The organism is Shewanella mangrovi (genome assembly GCF_000753795.1).
GTDB lineage: Bacteria > Pseudomonadota > Gammaproteobacteria > Enterobacterales > Shewanellaceae > Shewanella > Shewanella mangrovi.
The window spans coordinates 159,923-182,061 of record NZ_JPEO01000004.1; the positions used below are offsets into that span (position 1 = coordinate 159,923).

At 51.0% G+C, this 22,139-nt stretch carries 15 protein-coding genes; 11 read left to right on the forward strand and 4 right to left on the reverse strand.

What is annotated here, in order from left to right; translation table 11 throughout:
• The first annotated feature begins 3 nt into the window (after nucleotides 1-3).
• The 7 genes from HR45_RS08170 (at nucleotide 4) to HR45_RS08200 (ending at nucleotide 9,593) form a co-directional block, all read left to right on the forward strand.
• Nucleotides 4-3,123, forward strand: coding sequence for an efflux RND transporter permease subunit (locus HR45_RS08170; RefSeq protein ID WP_037441761.1), 3,120 nt, complete (start codon nucleotides 4-6; stop codon nucleotides 3,121-3,123).
• Between the two features lie 99 nt (nucleotides 3,124-3,222).
• Nucleotides 3,223-3,957, forward strand: coding sequence for a nicotinamide riboside transporter PnuC (pnuC, locus tag HR45_RS08175; protein ID WP_037441764.1), 735 nt, complete (start codon nucleotides 3,223-3,225; stop codon nucleotides 3,955-3,957).
• Nucleotides 3,957-4,691: a nucleoside phosphorylase gene (locus tag HR45_RS08180; RefSeq protein WP_037441766.1), complete on the forward strand. Its 735-nt coding sequence runs from the start codon at nucleotides 3,957-3,959 to the stop codon at nucleotides 4,689-4,691. The genes pnuC and HR45_RS08180 overlap by 1 nt, the downstream gene beginning before the upstream one ends.
• 587 nt (nucleotides 4,692-5,278) lie before the next feature.
• Nucleotides 5,279-6,403, forward strand: coding sequence for an NAD(P)-dependent alcohol dehydrogenase (locus HR45_RS08185; RefSeq protein WP_037441768.1), 1,125 nt, complete (start codon nucleotides 5,279-5,281; stop codon nucleotides 6,401-6,403).
• Nucleotides 6,404-6,608: 205 nt separating this feature from the next.
• A complete protein-coding gene (locus HR45_RS19030) occupies nucleotides 6,609-7,118 on the forward strand; it encodes a NifB/NifX family molybdenum-iron cluster-binding protein (RefSeq protein WP_052074603.1) in 510 nt (169 codons plus the stop codon).
• 232 nt (nucleotides 7,119-7,350) lie between these two features.
• Nucleotides 7,351-9,054, forward strand: a complete 1,704-nt coding sequence (locus HR45_RS08195) for an FAD-dependent oxidoreductase (RefSeq protein WP_037441771.1) — start codon at nucleotides 7,351-7,353, stop codon at nucleotides 9,052-9,054.
• Nucleotides 9,055-9,116: 62 nt separating this feature from the next.
• On the forward strand, nucleotides 9,117-9,593 hold the full coding sequence (locus HR45_RS08200; protein ID WP_052074604.1) for a PaaI family thioesterase: 477 nt from the start codon (nucleotides 9,117-9,119) through the stop codon (nucleotides 9,591-9,593).
• Here HR45_RS08200 and HR45_RS08205 read toward each other — a convergent pair.
• On the reverse strand, nucleotides 9,590-10,396 hold the full coding sequence (locus HR45_RS08205) for a class I SAM-dependent methyltransferase (RefSeq protein ID WP_037441773.1): 807 nt from the start codon (nucleotides 10,394-10,396) through the stop codon (nucleotides 9,590-9,592). The two genes, HR45_RS08200 and HR45_RS08205, sit on opposite strands and share 4 nt — an antisense overlap.
• A gap of 394 nt (nucleotides 10,397-10,790) precedes the next feature.
• On the opposite strand from HR45_RS08205, the gene HR45_RS19035 reads away from it, so the two are divergent.
• From HR45_RS19035 to HR45_RS08220, 3 genes are all read left to right on the forward strand, one after another.
• Nucleotides 10,791-13,889 carry a putative bifunctional diguanylate cyclase/phosphodiesterase gene (locus HR45_RS19035; protein ID WP_162180647.1) on the forward strand — a complete coding sequence of 1,033 codons (3,099 nt, stop codon included), beginning with the start codon at nucleotides 10,791-10,793 and terminating at the stop codon, nucleotides 13,887-13,889.
• Between the two features lie 133 nt (nucleotides 13,890-14,022).
• Nucleotides 14,023-14,388 (forward strand): response regulator, encoded by a 366-nt coding sequence (locus HR45_RS08215; RefSeq protein ID WP_037441775.1) that lies wholly within the window; start codon nucleotides 14,023-14,025, stop codon nucleotides 14,386-14,388.
• 157 nt (nucleotides 14,389-14,545) lie between these two features.
• A complete protein-coding gene (locus HR45_RS08220) occupies nucleotides 14,546-16,642 on the forward strand; it encodes a TonB-dependent siderophore receptor (RefSeq protein ID WP_037441778.1) in 2,097 nt (698 codons plus the stop codon).
• 98 nt (nucleotides 16,643-16,740) lie between these two features.
• Here HR45_RS08220 and HR45_RS08225 read toward each other — a convergent pair whose 3' ends face one another.
• The 3 genes from HR45_RS08225 to HR45_RS08235 all read right to left on the reverse strand — a co-directional run bounded on the left by HR45_RS08225 (nucleotide 16,741) and on the right by HR45_RS08235 (nucleotide 20,764).
• Nucleotides 16,741-17,514, reverse strand: coding sequence for a hypothetical protein (locus tag HR45_RS08225; RefSeq protein ID WP_037441780.1), 774 nt, complete (start codon nucleotides 17,512-17,514; stop codon nucleotides 16,741-16,743).
• 84 nt (nucleotides 17,515-17,598) lie between these two features.
• Nucleotides 17,599-19,221 (reverse strand): alkaline phosphatase, encoded by a 1,623-nt coding sequence (locus tag HR45_RS08230; RefSeq protein ID WP_037441982.1) that lies wholly within the window; start codon nucleotides 19,219-19,221, stop codon nucleotides 17,599-17,601.
• Nucleotides 19,222-19,240: 19 nt separating this feature from the next.
• Nucleotides 19,241-20,764, reverse strand: a complete 1,524-nt coding sequence (locus HR45_RS08235) for an alkaline phosphatase (protein ID WP_037441783.1) — start codon at nucleotides 20,762-20,764, stop codon at nucleotides 19,241-19,243.
• Nucleotides 20,765-21,251: 487 nt separating this feature from the next.
• Between HR45_RS08235 and HR45_RS08240 the strand changes: the two genes are divergently transcribed.
• The gene (locus HR45_RS08240; RefSeq protein WP_241461081.1) at nucleotides 21,252-21,905 is read left to right on the forward strand and encodes a YitT family protein; all 654 of its coding nucleotides are present in this window, start codon (nucleotides 21,252-21,254) and stop codon (nucleotides 21,903-21,905) included.
• The last annotated feature ends 234 nt before the right edge of the window (nucleotides 21,906-22,139 follow it).

A 22,139-nucleotide genomic window follows, 5' to 3' on the forward strand; every position in this document is an offset into this window, starting at 1 on the left:
CGCATGTTAGCAAATTTGATTGCGTTGGCGCAGCGGCAACGTTTGGTATTACTGCTGCTGTTATTGGCTCTTATCGGGTTAAGTGTGTGGGCGCTGCCCAAGCTGGATTTAGATGCCTTTCCTGATGTCACTAATGTGCAGGTGACCATCAATACCGAAGCAGAAGGGCTGGCGGCAGAAGAGGTCGAACAGCTGATCAGTTATCCGGTGGAATCCAGCATGTACTCCTTGCCGGGGGTTACCGAAGTGCGCTCGCTGTCGCGTACCGGGTTATCGGTGGTAACTGTGGTGTTTGCCGAAGGCACCGATATCTACTTTGCGCGGCAGCAGGTGTTTAGCCAACTGAGTGAAGCGCAAACCATGATCCCCGCTGGTGTGGGCACGCCGGAAATTGGCCCCAATACGTCGGGTTTAGGGCAGATTTATCAATACACGCTGCAAGCGACGCCGGAGAGCGGGATTGATGCTGCCGAGCTGCGCAGCCTCAACGATTATCTGCTGAAGCTGTTACTGATGCCGGTCGCTGGCGTGACCGATGTGTTGTCGTTCGGTGGTGAAGTGCGCCAATACCAAGTACGGGTCGATCCCAATAAATTACGTGCTTACGCAGTGAGTTTGTCGCTGTTAGAAGAGGCACTTGCGGCCAATAATCGCAACGCCGGTGGCTGGTATATGCAGCGCGGCGAAGCGCAGTTGGTAGTGCGTGGCTACGGCTTTTTACCGGCAGGCCAAGCGGGATTAGCCGCGATTGCTGAAATACCGATAACGGAAGTCGACGGTGTACCGATCCGGGTGGCAGATGTGGCTGAAGTGGGCTTTGGCGGCGAGATCCGCGTCGGTGCGGTTACTATGACTAAACGGGATGCTAACGGTGCGGCGCAGACCGTGGGTGAAGTGGTCGCCGGAGTGGTGTTAAAACGGATTGGCGCGAACACCAAAGCCACTATTGATGATATCAAAGCTCGCGAGGCCATGATCAAACAAGCTTTGCCGAAAGGCGTCAGCTTTGAAGTGTTTTACGACCAAGCCAGTTTAGTCAGCAAAGCAGTCACCACGGTACGCGATGCGCTGCTGTTTGCCTTTGGCTTAATTGTGCTGATTTTGGCGCTGTTTTTGGTCAATCTGCGTGCCACGCTGTTGGTGCTGCTGTCGATCCCGCTAGCGATCATGATCGCGTTACTGCTGATGAGTTACTGGGGCGTTTCAGCCAACTTGATGTCGCTTGGTGGCTTGGCAATCGCCATTGGTATGTTGGTGGATGGCTCGGTGGTGATGGTGGAAAACATCTTCAGCAAGTTGTCTAGCAAGGTGGCCGAGAGTGAAACTGAACTCAGTTTCGCCCAGCGAATTTTATTGGCGGCCAACGAAGTGGCGCGGCCGATATTTTTCGCCACCGCCATCATCATTATTGTGTTTGCGCCGCTGTTCACGCTGCAAGGGGTTGAAGGCAAGCTGTTTCAGCCGATGGCGCTGAGCATTATTTTGGCAATGCTTGCCGCGTTGCTGGTGGCGTTGCTGGTGGTGCCAGCATTGGCGACCTATCTGTTTAAACAGCCGATTACCGCGCGCCAAAGCCCGGTGCTGCGTTGGTTATTGCCAAGTTATCAACGGCTGCTGCGGCAGGTGATGGCGTGGCCGAAACTGACGTTGGCATTCGCGCTCAGCGCCTTGCTATTGAGTTTGCTATTGCTACCGCGGCTCGGCACTGAGTTTGTGCCAGAGCTGGAAGAGGGCACCATCAATTTACGGGTAACGTTAGCGCCAGACGCCAGTTTGGATACTGCGCTGATGGTCGCGCCCAAGCTGGAAAAGATGTTGTTGCAATTCCCTGAGGTGGACTACGCGCTGTCACGGATTGGTGCGCCGGAGCTGGGCGGCGATCCGGAGCCAGTGAGCAATATCGAAATCTATATCGGCCTCAAACCGCAAGCAGAGTGGCAAACCGCCAACACTCGGCCTGAGTTACAGCGGCTGATGGCGCAACAGCTCAATCAATTTCCGGGCTTGTTGCTGACCTTTTCACAGCCGATTGCCACGCGGGTGGATGAGTTACTGTCTGGCGTGAAAGCGCAATTGGCGATCAAACTGTTTGGCCCGGATCTGAATGTGCTGGCCGAGAAAGGTGCGGTGCTGGCGGAACTCGTCAAGCAAGTGCCAGGCGCGGTGGATGTGGCGCTGGAGCAAGTGGCTGGCGAAGCGCAGCTGGTGGTGCGGCCCCAACGGGCTTTGATGGCACGCTATGGTATTAGTGTCGATCAACTGATGGATATCGTCAGCACTGGCATTGGTGGGAGCAATGTGGGGCAGATCATCGATGGCAACGCCCGCTATGACATCAACTTACGTTTGGCACCGCAGTTTCGGGCGGGCGCCGATAGTCTCGCTGATCTGCAATTTACTGCTGCGAACGGGGCGCTGGTGCGCTTGGGCGAAATTGCCGATATTGCCGAAGAAGCCGCGCCGCCAAATATTCGCCGCGATGATGTGCAGCGCCGGGTGGTGGTGCAAGCCAATGTCGCGGGGCGCGATATGGGCTCGGTGGTGAACGACATCTACGCGCTAGTGGATAAAGCACAGTTGCCAGCCGGTTACTCAGTGGTGGTTGGTGGGCAATATGAGAATCAGCAACGGGCGCAACAACGGCTATTGCTGGTGGTGCCGATCTCGATTTTGTTGATTGCGTTATTGCTATATTTCTCATTTGGCTCGCTGAAACAGGTGCTGTTGATCATGGCCAATGTGCCGCTGGCCTTGATTGGCGGCGTGGTGGCGTTGTGGCTTAGCAATACTTATCTGTCGGTGCCGAGTGCCATTGGCTTTATTACGCTGTTTGGGGTGGCGGTGCTCAATGGCGTAGTGCTGGTGGATGCGATTAATCAGCGGCGCCAACAGGGGCAATCGGTGGCCGATGCCAGTTACTGGGGCGCGGTAGGTCGCTTACGGCCGGTGTTGATGACGGCGCTGACTTCTGCGCTCGGGCTGATCCCGATTTTGCTGTCACACGGGGTTGGTAGTGAAATCCAGCAGCCGTTGGCGGTGGTGGTGCTCGGCGGCTTGGTGAGTAGCACGGCATTGACGTTGTTGGTACTGCCTAGCTTGTATCGGCTGTCGCACCGGGAATAGTTAGCGCACCGCGAATAGCGAAAGGGAGCGACGCCTGCATAGCCAAGGATGGCATTCCGTGAAAAAATAGCGGCTTAACTGCAGTAGAAAGGACTACAGATGGACATTGTCAGTTGGTTTGATATCAACAATACGCTGGTGACAATCCCGCTCGGTGGCGGTTATGCCATGTCATGGATTGAAGCGGTCGGCACGGTATTTGGCTTGCTATGTATCTGGCTCGCCAGCCAAGAAAAAACCATTAACTATCCGTTTGGGTTAGTCAACGTCACTTTGTTTGCGGTGATTTTCTTTCAAATTCAACTGTATGGTTTGCTATTACTGCAGCTGTTTTTCTTCTGCGCCAATGTGTATGGCTGGTATGCCTGGACCCATCCGAGCGACGGCGGCAAACCGCTGCAAGTGCGTTGGTTATCGCGTCAGCGCTTATTGCTGACTGTGGGCATCGCCATTGCCGCGGTAGGCTTGCTCACCCGTTATATCGATCCCGTGTTTGCCACGCTAGCCACTTGTACTGTTGATACGCTCAACCTGCTCGGTGCCAATATCGCCATGCCTGATTTGAAGCCTGATGAATTCCCGCTATGGGATGCGATGATCACAGTGTTGTCGCTGATTGCCCAAGTGCTGATGACCCGCAAATATGTGGAAAACTGGTGGCTGTGGGTGCTGGTTAACTTGATCAGCATCGGTGTTTATGCCGCGCAAGGCGTCTATGCCATGGCGATTGAATACACGATTTTGCTATTTATTGCTGGCAATGGCGCCCGTGAATGGATGGCGACGGCTAAACAAAATGGTAGCCGTGCCGCTCACACCACAGGAGGCTGCTAATGATGGTACAACCGCATATTTTGTTAACCCCTGAGCAAGTCAGCGAACGGGTGATTTTGTGTGGCGATCCGGCGCGGGTAAACCGCATTGCGGTGTTACTCAGCGATGTAAAACCGTTAGCGAGCAATCGTGAGTTCACCAGTGTGACCGGCGAACTGCATGGTAAACGCATTACCGTTTGCAGCACTGGCATTGGTGCGCCGTCGGCGATTATCGCCTTAGAAGAGCTGGTCAAATGTGGCGCGAAATACATTGTGCGGGTGGGGTCGGCAGGCGCCTATCAATCACATATCGCGCTGGGGGATTTGATCATTGCCGAGGCGGCGGTGCGCGATGATGGCGGCAGCGCCAGTTATGTGCCGAGCAATTTCCCGGCGTTAGCGAATCGTCAGTTAGTCAATGGCCTGTGTGACTTCATGCATCACCAAGCAGAAAATTATCATTGTGGTCTGGTGCGTTCCCATGACAGTTTTTACATCGATAACGAGTTAGATGTGTGCCGCAAATGGCATCATCTCGGCGTGCTTGGCGCCGATATGGAAACCGCTGCGCTGCTGACGGTTGGGCGGCTACGCCATGTGGCCGTGGCTTCGGTGCTCAACAACGTGGTGCTTTATGGTGAAGATGTTGCGCAGGGCATTAATGATTATGTCAGCGCCGAAAAAGCCATGATGCATGGTGAATTGTTGGCGGCCAGAGCTGCGCTGGCAGCATTAGTAAATCACTGCAGCTGATTATTCGAAATAAGCGAATTTTTTTGTTGGATAGCCACTTTCCTTGCTGCCATTCGCATTATGTTATTATAGGTATAATACCAAAAACTAATTGACAATTTATTTTCATTTTATGTTGATTTAGCTGCGACTGATTTTCGTTAAGTAGATTTTTGTGTTTTCTAGTTCGTTAATTTAAAAGTTATTTTTGTGTTGATGCTGATTTTTATTTGTAAAAGTGCATCAAGTTCAGTCTTATCTCTGCTCATTGCAATTGTTCGCTCTTGATAAGCTTTGCCTGCTGATGGCGGATATTCTGGATGCGATAAACAGGTTTAATCTTTCTATAAAATAGAAAGATAACATGTAAAAAACGCAATATTATTTTGACCATAGCAGCGCTATTTTTGTGATCAAGTTAACAAAACGCGCTGCTTGTGGTGAATACTCCTGTCAAGGTATAGCTTCTGTGGCGCGTTCTCTCAGCTTGCCGCTTGGCGAAGGGTGCAAGCATTCAGCACACCTACTCAATATGCTGGCCACAAAGGCTGGCCCCAAGCACTAGCAAGCCTATCTTTTATCCTTTTGCAGTCAAGGAAGGTGCCATCATGAGTTCTCAAGCTTTTTATGATATCCGCGCAGCCGTTACTCGCGAACAGAGTGCGCCATTTGTTATTGAAGACGCGCGTATTCGTGCGCCCAAGAATGACGAAGTTTTGGTAAAAATCCTCGCTACCGGTATGTGCCATACCGATATGATCGTACGTGATCAATACTATCCCGTACCATTGCCTGCTGTGCTTGGTCACGAAGGTGCAGGGATTGTTGAAGCGGTGGGCCCTAACGTAAAAGACATCCAAGTGGGTGACCACGTCGTCCTGACCTATGGCTATTGCAGCCACTGTCATCAGTGTTCAGATGGTCATGCGGCTTACTGCGATGAGTTTTATCCGCGTAACTTCCAAGGTACTGGCATGGATGGCGAAACCGCATTGCAAGACGCCAAAGGTGAACCTTTGCATGATCACTTTTTCGCGCAGTCGTCTTTTGCAACTTACGCTTTGAGTCTGGAAAACAACGCCGTTAAAGTCCCTGCGGATGCACCACTGGAACTGCTTGGCCCATTGGGTTGCGGTATTCAAACCGGTGCTGGTGCAGTGATTAACTCGTTGAAAGTCACTCCGGGCAGCAGCTTTGTATCTTTTGGTGCCGGTGCGGTCGGCTTGTCAGCCGTACTCGCGGCTCGCGTTGCTGGTGCAACCACCATTATCGCGGTAGACGTAGTGCCATCACGCCTTGAACTGGCGTTAGAACTGGGCGCTACTCACGTGATCAACAGTAAAGATGAAGATCCAGTCGCGCGCATTAAAGAGATCACCAATGGTGGTACTAAGTTTGCGCTGGAATCTACCGGCCGCCCACAAGTATTGCGTCAAGGTATTGATTCACTTGGTTTGTTGGGGGCTATCGGTGTGGTTGGTGCGCCTAAACTGGGTACTGATTCAACCTTTGATGTCAACGATGTATTGCTTGGCGGTAAAACCATTCGCGGTATTGTGGAAGGTGACTCCAACCCTAAACAATTCATTCCACTGCTGGTTGAACTGTATCAACAAGGTCGTTTCCCATTCGATAAGTTGGTGAAATTCTACGACTTCGACCAAATCAACGAAGCTGCAGCGGACAGTGAAAGAGGGGTAACACTGAAGCCGATTGTGCGCATCAGTCAATAATCCGCAGCAATAGCGTTAGCAAAGGAAGCCAGCAGGCTTCCTTTTTTATGCGCTGGTTTTTGTGAGCTTGTTAGAAATTCAGCAGTGACAATCAAAAAAATAATTGGCATATGCTATTAATTGCAATATATATGGCATATGCAAATAATTATCGGTGGCTGGGATAGCAATAGGCGTAATCTCAGCGCATCGTTAAGGAGCCAAGATGATCACTGCTATACCCATGTCGGGCGACAAGATTGCCGGCCATTTCAGCAAGGCTGAAACTTTCCTGTTTATCAATGAACAAGGTACGGCACTCGCTCAAGAAGTTAATCCAGGTCTGAGTGACGGATGCGCAGGCAAAGCACAGATTTTGGCACTCCTGCAGCAACAACAGGTGACACGCGTGATCGTGCGGAATATCGGTGAACGCCTGCTATCCCGTCTGCTGGATGCCCAATTTAAAGTGTTTCAAATCGGCTCCAGTCGTTGGGATAGCGCCGAATTTCTTGCAGATGCACCGCGCTATCTATTACCGCTTACTGACGCATCACAAGGACGTCCTTCGGTTAACTATCAACGTAAGCAGGCAGAAGGTGGCTGTGGCTGTGAGCATGATGATCAGCATGCTTGTTGCCAACAGCAAGCTCATCACGCTGCCAGCGAACAAGGTCACGTTCCATGCTGCCAACGACGTTCAGCTGCAGCTCGGCAACACTGCTGTCAGCATTAGATTCCCTGTGCTTTGCACGCTTGTGCGGTCATTCCTTCGGTGGCCGCACTTTTTTCGTTATCGCTATTTTAGTTATTCATAAAATAAATCTAATGTAGAAAATTCTTTTGGAATCTGCCAACATCAAGCCTTTAGCAATATGCTGCTCCAGTAATTTTATTGTGGTTCTCGCTGGCCAAAATGTCGCCAGCCCTTCAGCTGGAACAGCATCAATCATTAAACAGGAGTGTGTATGACTCGAATCGTGATTATTGGAGGCGTCGCCGGTGGTGCTTCAGCCGCCGCCCGTGCCCGTCGTATGGATGAACACGCTGAGATTATTATGTTAGAGCGTGGCGAATTTGTGTCATTTGCAAACTGTGGCTTGCCGTATCACATTGGTGGCGAAATCGAGTCGCGTAATGCCCTGTTGTTGCAAACGCCTGATAGCTTTAAGCAGCGTTTTAATGTGGATGTGCGCGTGTTTAGTGAAGTGGTTGCGATTGATCGGTTCGACAAGACGGTCACGGTTAAACCGATGAACGGTGAATCGTATACGTTAACTTACGACAAGTTACTCTTAAGCCCGGGCGCCGCCCCCGTCAAACCTCCGATTAGCGGTATCGACAATCCGCATGTATTCACGCTGCGCAATATTGCCGATATGGACGCTATTTTAGCGGTTATGGCCACGCAAAAGCCGCGACATGCCACGGTCGTTGGCGGCGGATTTATCGGATTGGAGATGGCCGAAGCGCTGAAACATCGGGGCCTAAATGTGGCATTGGTGGAGCTGTCAGCGCAAGTGATGGCGCCTGTCGATCCTGAAATGGCCAATATGCTGCACCAAAAATTGGTGAGTCATGGCATTGAGTTACACCTTAATACTGGGCTGGAGGCGGTAACGCCCATTGAACAGCATGCGGTCGAAGCTGAGGCGATGGATCAATATGACGTTGCTGAACCTGCACAACATGCGCTCAAGCTCACGCTATCACGTGGACAACTGCAAACCGACGTAGTGATTTTAGCGATCGGAGTACGTCCTGAAACCCTGCTGGTCAGTGCTGCTGGCATCGCCTTGGGCGAACGCGGAGGCATCAAGGTCAATAGCAGTATGCAGACCTCGGATCCCGATATCTACGCGGTCGGTGACGCGGTGGAAACCGCAGATTTTGTCACTGGTGATGCTGCCTTAGTGCCATTGGCTGGGCCTGCTAACCGACAAGGCCGTATCGCGGCCGACAATATGCTTGGCGGCGATAAACATTACCAAGGTACCCAAGGTACTGCCATTTGTAAGCTGTTCGATATGGCGATAGCTAGCACCGGGCACAACGAAAAAAGCTTGAAACGTTTGGGCATTAACTATGAAAAGGTCTATGTGCATGCCGCAAGTCATGCCAGCTATTATCCCGGCGCCCATCCAGTGACCTTAAAACTGCTGTTTGCACCTGTAAGTGGCAAGATTTTGGGCGCTCAGGCGGCGGGAATAGACGGTATCGATAAGCGCATTGATGTGCTGGCAGTGGCACAACGCGCCGGACTGAGTGTGCGTGAGCTACAAGATCTCGAACTCACCTATGCACCGCCGTTTGGGTCTGCACGGGATGTGATCAATCAGGCGGGCATGGTTGCCACCAACGTGCTCGACGGCGTCGATCCTGTGTGTCAGGTCGAAGATGTGTTGGCCATGACCGACGAGCAGTTGTTGCTTGATGTCCGTAATCCACCAGAACTGACCAAGATCGGCGCGTTTCCAAACGCCATCAATATTCCATTGGATCAGTTACGCCAACGTCTGGACGAGTTACCTAAGGATAAAGAGATTTTGGTGACCTGTATGGTGGGACTGCGCGGACACGTGGCCAGCCGCATGCTGCAACAACATGGTTTTACAGTGAAAAATCTTACCGGTGGCTATAAAACTTACCAGATGAGTACTGCTCAATACTGAGGTGAGAAGCCAGCAATACCACAGCTACTCGCTTGAGTGGCTGTTTTTTTAAGGAGAGGGGAATGAAACGCCAACGCGCCGAAAGCCATCGTCATTGCGTGGTATGTGCTGCACCAGAGCAAAATCCTGCATCGCTGAATGTGGTGTTTAAACAACTGCAGCCGCAGCAGGTTCAGGCACGTTTTACGGTGGAGGCGCAGTATCAGGGCTATCAAGGGGTGTTACATGGGGGGATTGCCGCAACCTTGCTGGATGCGGCAATGACTCAATGTTTATTACAGCAAGGGGTAGAAGCCATGACCGCCAGTATGGAGGTGCGTTATCACCAGCCGATCGCCGTGGGTAGCCGATTGACTGTGATTGGCCGACAACTGGCGCGTAAGCGGTCACTCTATCTGATGGAGGCTGAAATCGTCACCAACGGTCAATGTTATGCCAGCGCTCATGGCAAATTTATGTTACCCGCGGCGCAGGATGGTCAGCGCAATACCCCCTTAGCTCAATGTGCACCTGAGGGGGTTAGCTTCGACGCGGCTTAAAACTGCACCACATCCCAATAAACCAGTGCCCAGTCTTTGGTTGGCGTTACCAGCACATCACCCTGACGTTTCTTTTGTTGGTAATAATCGAACAGACGTTGCTGTTCATCGGCCGATAACCCGCTCAATGACCAACTGACGCTTTCTGCAAAGGCTTCATAGCTATCGGTTTGATTGCGACAGTTGGGGCCGCGAATAAAATCGACCTTGGCGTAAATGCCCAATTGATAAAGAATATTCAGCGCAAAAATATAGTTGGGCAGTTCGACAACCGGACGACCAATAGCACGTTGAATGGCAACATCAACAAAGGATGTGGCGACGGTGTGGGTGGTATAGACCCGCTGCTTAGCCTGATTGTTGAGTTTGAGTAAGGCGGTTTTTAAGTCAGCCACTAAGGTCGAACGAGACGCCACCGCGATATCGCATTTGGGAATATCGCTCCAATCATCTTCCCAAGCGCGCCGCACAAATTTCACGTTACTAAGCTGTTGTTGGTCGGCGTAGCGATTTGCAACCTCCAGCATGCCTTGACTGTAATCAACGCCGTATACTTGGCTGAGCTTATCGGCCACATTCAAGCTGACGGTGCCTGGGCCACAGCCCATATCTAACAGCGTTTCTGCCCCCGTTAGATCGATTTTGGCCAATAACTGCAACAGATAAGGGTCTTGTTTATTGGCACAAAACTCCGCCATCTTCTCAGCGCGACTGTCCCAATGTTCCGGTGCCTTTGTAGTGCGGCCCGCAAGCTGCATCTGTTGTTGGTACAGCGCAGCAAAATCCAGCTCATCAATTAGCATGCAACAACTCTCCTTGGTTACTCCCCATTGCTAAGGTTTAGTGTGCGCTTTTTGGTGAGCATTTCCTAGCAGTGCCATTTTGCGGCTGATGGAAAAGATGCGCACCAATGCAGGGCAAGCATCGAAATTTTGCATTAGCGTGGCGCTAACTTCGTGATCTCAATTGCAATTCAACAATTTGTCCTGTCTATTAATTGAGCCTTAACTAAATATCCCATAGCATCAAAAACTCTGCCTGTTTATTAGCAGCAATCTGTTTTAAACAGTCGTCGCAGACATCGTCCTTTTGAAGGAATATTCGCCAAGGACAATTACTCATCTAGTGAATGGAGCCAGTCATCAACTCTCAGTCAACTGAGAGTGGGTAACCTAGTGATGGAATATGGGAAATAGCGTGGATAAGCTCACGGCGCAAATGAATGAGTTGCTGCAGCAACATCGTTCTCCTTGGATATTGCTTTACGGGGTAATATCGCTGCTGCTGGCCAGCTTTTTTGCTCAACCCGGTGCGGTGACGGTTATCGATCCTGCCGGTGCGTTGTTAATGTCTGTGCTGATCATGATGCCACGCCCGGTGGTCAAAGATGTGCCCTTTGTGTTGGGGATATTCGTCATCAGTCTGTTGGTGAATACGCTGTTCTATCAGCATCCGTTAGCCGATGCCGTATTACTGTCGCTCAGCTATTGGTTACAAGGCACTATTGGTTTCTTTCTATTCCGTATTTTTACCCTGCGCAGTAATAACTTTGAACGGCTGGAAGTTGCCTTTAACTTTCTATTTTTAGGTTGTTTACTGCCAAGTGCCTTTACCGCAATACTGCCCGCATTTGTACTCGGTGCCGAACATATCAGTTTTCCATTGCGCTGGGGCTACTGGACCAGCAATTTGGCCCTTTCGTCGGTGTTGTTCTGCTCCATCATCCTGCTCATGAAAAGCCACAATCGCAAACCTAAAGTGCCAGATTGGTTAAATCTGCTGGCGTGGTGCATTGCGATGAGTTTAGTGTTTGCCGTGTTTAATCCTGCCTGGATTAAAGATCATGGTGTGCCGCCGGAGAGTTTTATCTTTGTCCCGTTATTTGCCTTTTTTGCGGTGCAGTTTTCGTTGCGCTTTAACGCTTGGGTGCTGGTGAGTACGTCGTTGTTAGCGCTCTATCTGTTCCAGCAGGTGCAATTGAAATTACCGTTTGCGCTGGCGATACAGAACTTTTTGTTATTGGCGCTGTTAATTTTGTCGGTGCACAGCCTTAAGCTGTTAATCTCGTCGCTATTGAGCGAGCGCTATCGCACGCTGGGACGCATGCGCCGCAGCAAGCGCATGTATGAAGCCTTAAGCGCCATCAACCAAGAGATGGTGGGCGATAACTACTCAGAAGCGGAAGTGTTTGAAAAAGTCTGCCGTATCGTCACCCATAAAATTGGTATTGAGCAGACCAGTATTGCAGTGTGTAACTTTGATACTGAGGTCGAAGGCGAACAGCGTCAGGCTGAGGTATCGCAGCTTTATATCTACCCTGCCAATCAATGTCTGGAAACCGGTCTATCGCTGCTTATCGACGCTAGCCGTATCCATGAAACTTCGGGTTTCCGCAGTTTTAACAAGGCGCAAATCTGTCGCCAATGTCATCACAGCTGTTCTTATAATCAGATTTTCGCCTACCCGATTTACAAACGCGGCAAGCTGTATGCGGTGTTGACCGTGTTTGATTCGAAAAACTATATGTTTGATGAAGCGGTACAAATACTGTTTGAAAAGCTGGTGAAAAACATCAGTTTTGCGCTCAATGCCTTGGAAGGGCGGCAGCAGCTCAAGCTGATCAATGAAGTGTTTGAGTACGGTCAGGAATCGATTCTGATCACCGATACTCAGGGGAAGATCATCAAGGTCAATCCGTCATTCAGTCGTATCACAGGTTACTCGCCCGAGGAAGTGATTGGCCAGAATCCGCGTATTCTGCGTTCCGGTCGACAAAACGACAGTTTCTACAGAACCTTGTGGGTGAATTTGCTAAAGCAGGGACATTGGTCGGGAGAGTTTTGGAATAAAAAGAAGAGCGGCGAGTTGTATATTCAGCGCGGCACTATCTCCGTGGTTCGGGATACGCATGGCCAGCCCGAACACTTTATTGCGGTGATGGAGGATATCACCGCGCAGTGGCATGCAACTGAAAATGCCAGACGCTTGGCCAATTTTGACACGCTCACCGGACTGGCAAATCGTCATAGCCTGAAGTTGCAATTTGTTGATGTCGTCGAGCAGGTGCATCAGCGTGGTCGCCAGTTGGCAGTATTGTTTATCGACTTGGATGATTTTAAGCACGTCAATGATGCCATGGGACATCAGTTCGGTGATGAACTGTTAAAAGCCGTTGGTTTGCGATTGCAACGCTTGCTCACGCCGAATGAATGGTTGTTCCGCTTCAGTGGTGATGAGTTTTTGCTGCTGGCGCAATATGACTCGGTGGCCACGGTGGAACAAGCTGAGCGCTTGAATATGGCCATCAGCAGTCCGTTCAGTATTGGTCAGCAAACGGTGAATATCGGCTGCAGTATTGGGATTGCGATTTCTGGAACCGACGGCGCTACCCTCGATCAGCTTGTCGGCAACGCCGATGCCGCCATGTACCGGGCAAAATCGGCCGGGCGCAGTACGTATGCGTTTTTCTCCGCCGACATGCAAACTGAAGCCTTGGCGAAATTTACTCTGAAACATGAATTGGCAAATGCCATCGATAACGATGAGTTTGTGTTGCACTACCAGCCTAAGGTGCGCATTTTTGACAACGTGGTGGTCGGGGCTGAGGCCTTAGTGCGTTGGCATCATCCACAACGTGGTAATGTGTCTCCGGGCGAGTTTATTCCGTTGGCGGAAGAGTCAGGACAGATTGTGCAGATTGACCGCTGGGTACTGCATGCCGTTGTCAGCCAAATTGGGGAGTGGCGTAAGCAGGGCTATCAGGTCAAACCGATTGCGCTCAATATGTCGCTGCCGATGTTCCAGCGGCCGCAGTTTGTCGACGAACTGCAATATCTGCTGCAAAGCTATCAAGTGCCAGCATCGCTGGTGGAACTGGAGATCACCGAGCGCGTGGCCATGGGTGACTTGGAATATACCGTTTCCACATTGCGGGCGCTCAAGGCGCTTGGGGTCAGCATCGCCATTGACGACTTTGGTACCGGCTATTCAAGTATGTCTTACTTGTTCGATTTTCCAATTAATACGCTCAAAATTGATCGTGCGTTTGTGACCGATATCGACCGCGATTCGAAAAAGCAGGGCATAGTGAATGCGGTGATTTCATTAGCAAATACCATGGAGCTCACCACGGTTGCGGAAGGAATTGAGTCGGAAGCAGAAAAGCAGTTCCTGCTGATGTTGGGCTGCGATTTTTACCAAGGTTTCCACTTCTCGCGGCCGATTGAAGCCGAATTGTTTGCTGAGCGTTATTTTCCGTCTAATGGCTTTTCCAATGTTGTCGGCAACGTCAGTTAATCATCATTAACTCATTAAAATTCAAAACAATAGCAAAAGGTATAAGGTTGGAAGTTTTGACAACCTGATTACCGGCGAGAATACTTCTTACTATGGTCAGCAGGTTTCATTCCATGAGTCAGAAGGAGATGTTATGCCGGTGCCTATCACCATTGCTGATGATTCGGCCTTCTCACGAAAGACGGTTATTCAAGCACTTCCGCCCGAGTGGGACGTGCTGGTGTATGAGGCGGAGAATGGTCAGGAGGCGATTGATGCGGTCAAGGCCGGGTTGGCTGACGTGCTGTTCCTCGATTTAACCATGCCTGAAGTCGATGGTTTTCAAGTGCTGCATTATCTTAATCAGCACCATAACAAGACGGTGGTGATCGTGATCAGCACCGATATGCGACCCGATTCGATAGCGCAGGTGAGCGAGCTTGGTGCTTATCGCTGCTTGAAAAAGCCGCTATCCGCGAATGAATTGCATCAACTCTTATACGAAGTTGGGCTGATATAACGGCTCGCGCGCTTCATCCACACGATTCCCTTAGTTACGGCGGTGAGCATCGATTTAGTTAACAAAGGCGTCTTTACGTTTTACTTATATTGAAATGATAATTACTATCATTTACACTCGCGTCAAAATTTGACAACCTTTAAGAAAGGGCGAGTTGATGAAAGCAGCAGTTGTGCCGTTATCTTTGGCGGTATTCAGTGCAATCTATGGGGCGGCGGCCGTTGCCGATGAGCAAAACTCAGCGCAAGATATTGAGCGCATTACGGTCACAGGCAGAGCACAATCTCTGTACCGCGTGAATGATGGCTCGTTGGCGATGAAAACCAACACACCCATTGAACGTACTCCGCAAGCGGTACAAATTCTGCCGCTATCGCTGATTGAAGATCAGGCCGCCACTGAAGTGACTGAACTGTATCGCTCTATCAGTGGCGTTAGCCAATACAACTATGCCTCGGTTACCTTTCGTGGTTTTCGGCAAAACGATGTGCGCTATGACGGCGTGCGCGGCGATCCATATGGCGATGTCTCTACGCCACATCTGTTTAATATCGAACAAGTACAAGTGCTAAAAGGCCCAAGTGGCGCACTCTATGGTGCTGGCGATCCCGGTGGCTTGATCAACTATGTCACTAAAAAGCCATCATATCAGCGTGACAATAAGCTGAAGTTATCTGCAGGTTCAGATGATTTTGTCAGTGGTAGTATCGAGTTGTCTGGGCCGCTATTGGATTACGATAACCAGCGCTATCGCGTTGGTATCTATCAGGAGCATGAGAACCCTTATCGGCGTAATACCGACAAACGTAACCGAACCATCGATTTGGGCTACGCCTTTGATATTGGCCAAGACTCTTCGTTAACCCTGCAATACACCAACGTGATGCAACATAACGGCGGCGAACGTCTGCGCGGTCTGCCGGCAGATGAAAACGGCAACTTTCTGGTGGACCGTCGCTTTAATTTCAACGAAACGTCGGATTTTCTCGATCTGGACGCCAACGTGTTTCAGGCAACCTTGGAGCATAACTTTAATGCGTGGTTGTCGGGCAGTGTGAACCTGCGTTATTTCAACGACACCGAGCGGCAGAAATATCACGAGCCTCGCAGTGCCACCGATACCGATGGTGACGGTGTGGCAGACTACGCTGAGCGTGAATATCGTGACCAAGACCGACACACCAAAAACGCCTCAATGGCGGCAAACTTAGTGGCTGAATTGGGTGACCATACCCTGTTGTTTGGCGGTGATTTATCGCGTCAGCAGGAAGACTTCTATTATCTGCGCGCCCGCACCGCCGATGGCGTTATCGGGATTAGTTACCAAGATCCACAATATGGAATCACAGATCCAAGCAGCTACAATATGCGCTTGGCGGGCGATAACAACACCGAAGCGCTGCGCTATGGCATTTACCTGCAAGACCAATGGCGTATCACTGAAGCTTGGGATGTCACCGGTAGTGTCAGTGTCGATGGTTTTAACGATGAAGCGCATGATCATCGTGATGACTCGACCGAGAAGTTCAACGATCAGGGCTTTTCCTACCGTATTGGCAGCACCTACAAGATCAATCAGCACTTCCATCCCTACGTCAGTTGGGCGACCGGTTTTACGCCGCAGAGCGTGTCGAGCCAGTTAGCGGAAAACGGCGGCCCGTTCGATCCGGAAGAGAGCAAACAAGCGGAAATCGGCTTACGCACCTTCTGGTTTGACGATGCGATTAACATCAACTTTGCCGGCTATCACATCGTGCGCGAGAACATTCTGCAAACCGACCCTGATGATACCGACAAGCAAGTGGCAATTGGTAAAGTACGCGCCCGCGGTTTTGAAGTGGATCTGATGGGCGATCTCACCGACAACTGGGTGATCAACGCTAACTATGCTTACAACGATACCGTCGTGAAGGATGCGACCAGCGGCATTAGTCGTGCGGTTGGCGATCGTTTTGCTAATGCGCCGCGGCATCAGTTTGGCTTATGGAGCCGTTACGATCTGAGCGCCATTAACTCCTCTATCGCCTTTGGTGCGGATTATGTCTCAGAGCAGTTTGACCAAGACGGTGGCAAGATTAAACCTTACACCGTCTTTGACCTGTCTTGGCAGAGTCAATGGCAGGCGTGGCAGTTCCAGCTCAACGTGAAAAACCTGTTTGATAAAGAGTATGCGGTTAGCGGCTTGCTCAACCGGACAGGCTTGTATCCGGGCGAACATCGCCGGGTTTATGCCTCGGTGACTTACGCGTTTTAATCCGCGGTGCGGCAGCCGCACAGCGAAATATATGCGCAACAAAAACGCCGGATGCTACTCCAGTAGCTCCGGCGTTTTTTATGCTTAGCAGAGCAAGATTAGTGAATATGCTGGCCCGACATCGGCTGGCCGTTACTGTTATAAACGGCGTGTTCGCTGTGCTCAATAAAGCCTTGGTTGATCATCTGCGCCAGAAACGGATCCGTTTCGTTATCGCCAATATCGGCATAATCCGTATCGGCAAACTGCTGCCAACGACTCAGCAGCATATCAACTTCTCTGGCAGGCATGATTTTGCTCGCTTGCCATTGCTTGATTTGGCCTTTGTGCTCTGTGGTTAACTGCAGCGGCAATTGCAGGCTATCACTCCACAGCAAACGATAATGCACCTGCTGATAGTCGCCCTCATACACTTGGCTGTCAGCGCAGCTGCCCGCGCCTTTATGACGCAACTGGCTACGCAGATGCGCTGCCGCAAAGCTTTCAATTTCGGGCTGCGATACATGGATATTGAGTGTGCGCAGATCGCCCATGTAGTAATCGATACGGCGTTGCTGCTTGGCAAACACGCGAATAAAGCTTGGATGCTCGGCCACCGAGAAATTCCACCACTCGCCAACCCCATTGCCAGGATTGAAATAAGCGGTTTGTGCCTGACGCCGCAGCAGTTGCAATGTGCCGTGCTGCGCGCCGGAGAGTTGATATTGCACGCCAAAATGCTGACTGCCGTTGAGTGTTGCGGCGGGGCAAATCGGGCTATCTGCCTTGGCAGCAACAGCAGCAAAGGCGTTGGCACTGAACAAGCCAAACAGCGCGCCCGCTTTAAATAAAGTGGCTAAGTTTCGCCACGTATGTGCAGGGGATAATGTCATAAAAACTCCAAAGGCGCTGGCCGGTTGGCGACTGACGGCACAACTGCATGTTGCCTCAATCGCCAGCGACCACCGCCTGCTTGCTTAGTTTTGGTTAGCTTCGGCGCGTGCGGCCAAATCGGCAGCGTAGTTCATCACATGGAACAACATGTTTTGTTCTACTGAGCCAGTGACTAACTGCGCGCCCGGACCTCGGGCGTACACTGCCACGTCTTCACCGGCGTGGGTTTCACTGCCCATCGGCACAGTGGCTTCCTGACGATAGTCAACATCAGTCACGTCGTACAGGTTCAGATCTGGACGATAGCTGTCGGTATTCATCGGATCGTTACCAAAGCCAAATCCTGGACCGTTGGCATATCCCAGTGTGGTGTACGGCATACCGTTGCTGTCCGTGGTGTAAGTTGCCGCGGCTTCACCGCTGCCATCAACACCGCGCACTAAGCCCAGAATTGGGTTACCACGCACTGGATAACCAGCAATGGTAAACACGTGGCTGTGGTCAGCGGTCACTAGGATCAGGGTGTCGCTATCTGCTTTTTCCATCGCTACGCGCACTGCTTCAGACAGGGCAACGGTATCTTGCAACGCACGTGAAGCATTACCTGCGTGGTGGGCATGGTCGATACGACCCGCTTCAACCATCAGGAAGTAACCCTTGTCGTTTTGCTTCAGCACGTCCAGCGCGCGGCTGGTCATCTCTGCCAGCGACGGTTCACCCGCGCCATCATCGGCGCGATCTGCCTCGTACTGCATATGTGAGTTTTCAAACAAGCCCAGCAGATGGTGGGTGCTGGAGGTGTCTACCGCTAAAAACTGCTCGCGGTTCCACACATAAGCGCCATCGGTGTATTTGCTGGTCCACTCTGCGGTTAAGTCGCGACCATCGTTACGACGTCCCGCGCGACCATATTCTGGGTCAGTTTCGCTGCTTGGCATAAAGTAGCTACGACCACCACCCAACGCCACTTCGATGCCGTTGCCGTAAGGGAAATCAATCAGCTGTGAGGCGATATCGTGACAACCCGCATCCAGTGCCGCTTGTGGCATATTGCTGTCTGCTTCCCAGTTACGTTCCACTGAATGTGAGTAAGTCGCGGCAGGCGTGGCGTGCGTCAAACGTGCCGTTGAGACCACACCGGTACTCATGCCGGCGATTTCAGCCAGCTCCAGCGCCGTCATCACTTCGTGGCCTTGACCGCTAGTACAGGTACCGCGCACGGCGTCATCACTGACGGAGACAATGCCGTCTTTGGTTTTCACCCCTGACATAATCGCCGACATGGTCGGCGCTGAGTCAGGTGTTTGTTGGTTCGACGAATAGGTCTTTACCAAACCAGAGTAGGGGAAGGTTTCAAAGCTGAGGCGGTTTTCTTCACCGCTTTCGCCGCGTTGTTGGCCTTGATAGATACGTGCCGCCGTCAGCGTTGATACGCCCATGCCATCGCCAACAAACAGAATGATGTTTTTGGCACGCCCTTTAGGATCACTCACTGAGGTTTCGCTGGCGTTGGCTACTGTCGCTTGGCCCGCGGTATACCACTGATTAACCGCAGTATAATCACGGCCATCAGCACCATTTTGACCGTCTGCGCCGTTCTGACCCGCAGTGCCTGTCGCACCTGTGTCGCCGTCGTCACCACAGCCTGTGAGCGCTAACGCCGCCAGTGCGGTGGTCATCGCCAGTACAATTGCTTTCAATTTCATTTTTTGCATCCCTCAAAAATCAGTACTTGGTGCCGCCCAGAGCTGCTGCCTGGTTCATCACATGGAAAATTACGTTCTGTTCAACTGAGCCTTGGAACAGATACGCGCCGGGGCCAGTGGCATAAATCGCCACATCTTCAGCGGCGTGGGTTTCACTGCTCAGCGGCACTTGTGCTTGCTGCAGGAATTCCACATCAGTGGTGTCAACCGCGCTCAAATCTGCACGTGCACCGTTTTTAGCGCCGGGGCCGTTGGCATAACCGAGAGTGGTGTACGGCAGACCGTCGTTTGCCAGCGTTGGGTCTTGAGCAATGGTGGTATCTTCAGGCGCATGTACTAAGCCGAGGATAGGATTACCGCGGGCTGGATAACCGGCGATAGTAAAGGTGTGGCTGTGGTCAGCAGTAACAATGATCAGCGTGTCGCTTAAATCCACTTTGTCCATTGCCGCTTTTACGGCATCAGACAGCGCGACTGTGTCTTGCAGAGCGCGTGAAGCATTACCCGCGTGGTGGGCGTGGTCGATACGGCCACCTTCCACCATCAGAAAGTAACCCTGATCGTTTTTCGCCAGCAGATCGATGGCCTTGCTGGTCATCTCCGCCAGTGATGGCTCGCCACCGACATCATCGGCGCGGTCAGCTTCATATTGCATGTGTGAGCTTTGGAACAAGCCCAGCAAGTGATCTGTGGTCGTGGTATCGACCGCATCAAACTGCTCCTGATTCCAGACATAGGCGGCATTGCTGTAGTTTTCGGTCCAGGCAGCCGTCAGGTCATTGCCATCAGCGCGGCGACCCGTGGCGCCTTCACCGTCAGTGACAGTGTTCGGCAGAAAATAGCTACGACCACCACCAAGGGCAACTTCTAAGCCATTGCCCGGTGCGTCCATCACCAATTGATAGGCAATATCGTGACAACCGTTGTTAATCGCTTCGGTGGTCATGTTGCTGTCGGCTTCCCAGTTACGCTCTGGTGTGTGCGCGTAAGTTGCTGCTGGGGTAGCGTGTGTCAGGCGCGCAGTAGAGATAATACCGGTCGATTTGCCTAAGTCTTCCGCCAGTTCCAGCGCGGTCTTCAGCTCATTGCCTTTGCTGGATAAGCAGTTGCCACGAATCGAGTCAGACGACACTGACAGCATGCCATCTTCGGTTTTAACGCCAGTCACCATCGCGGTCATCGTTGGCGCGGAGTCCGGCGTTTGTTGGTTGACTGAATAGGTTTTTGATAAAGCACTGTAGGGAAATGTCTCAAAGCTGAGGCGGTTCTCTTCACCAGTATGACCCGCCGCCTGACCTTGATAGATACGCGCTGCGGTCAGCGTGGATACGCCCATACCATCGCCGACAAATAGAATGACGTTCTTGGTGCTGCCAGTGTTGCGCGCTTGCGCGACTTTGGCGGCAACGGCATCGGCGCCAGCGGTAAACCAGCTGCTTTGGGTTTGGTAATCGGGTAACACAGCGGCATTGGCGGTTTGACTCACCAACGCAGCCGCCACAGCCGCGGTCAGCGCAGCCAGAACGTGGGGTAGGGTTTTCATTGCTTTCCTCGCGTTATTATTCCTGTAGGGATGACCGATGGCGTGTCATCGGTTGGCGAAGATTGTGGCGACATTAGGTGACACTAATGTTTCTGAAAGGTTAATTTTTGTGAACAGGGTCACTTTCACTTGAGAGCGGGCAAAGTGCACCGGCGGTTGCTGAAATTTGCGGCACTGGATTTCATTGATTTCGAGTGAATAAAAAAACATCAGCGGGCTGTATCATAAAATTTACACCCTCTTTTGGGGTAACTGGAATGTAAAAAATGTTGCGCAACTAGCGTTGTCAATTGAACTTTTTTCTAATTAGCCGCAGTCACTATCACAGTAAAACGCTTAAGTGTTTACTAAAGATTCCAGATTTTTGCACTTTCTAAGCACAATATTTATGCATGATGAATTGACTAATGTGCGTAAAAAGGCGCATTTAGTGAGAAGAAAAACAAAAAATAACACTCCCCCATTAACTTTGTACTGGTAATTGACTATGAAGGCTGAACAAACATTAAAAGCAGAAGCGCCGATGGAGACCGAACAGAAGATGGAAAAGAAAGCCGGTCACTCATTGGTTGAAGATCTCACAGGGCTGTTCGTTGGCTGCTGTTTTGTCGCACTGGGCGTATTTCTTTTACGCCAATCCGGATTGCTTACGGGTGGCACCGCTGGCGCAGCCTTGTTGCTGACCCATCTGTGCAGCTTAAGCTTCGGTACCCTGTTCGTGCTGTTAAACCTGCCGTTCTTTTGGTTGGCGTGGACACGCATGGGCAAAGATTTCACCATCAAAACCTTTGTCTGTATTGTGGCAGTTGGCGCAATGACCGATGCCTTAGGTTTGATGATCCACTTTGATTACATCAACGTGATTTATGCGTCAGTGATGGGCTCCCTGCTGCTGGGAAGTGGCTTGCTGATCCTGTTCCGTCATAAGTCCAGCCTCGGCGGTTTCAATATCTTTGCTCTGTATGTGCAAGATCGTTTCAATATCCGCGCCGGTAACATTCAGATGTTGCTCGACTCTGCCATTGTAGTGGCGTCGTTCTTTATCATTTCACCTTGGTTGCTGGCCTTGTCAGTTTTGGGTGCGGTGATCACTAACATCGTGCTGACCTTCTACCACAAGCCAGGTCGTTACACTGCCTAACGGTGTAAGCTCAACATTGGTGCATGCCTAAAAGTTATGAAGGTCATTCATATGAATGACCTTTTTTATTCCTTTTTAGAATCGCTCACTCATATCTTATGAAAACATCAGCTAACTAAAGTCGAAATTTGATATTGATCACAAAAATACCTAGTAGGATAATTTGTATTAAGCGCTTAAAAGGTATTTTATTGGTCGGTATATCGAGTTATTTCGAAATAAATAGCTGCATAT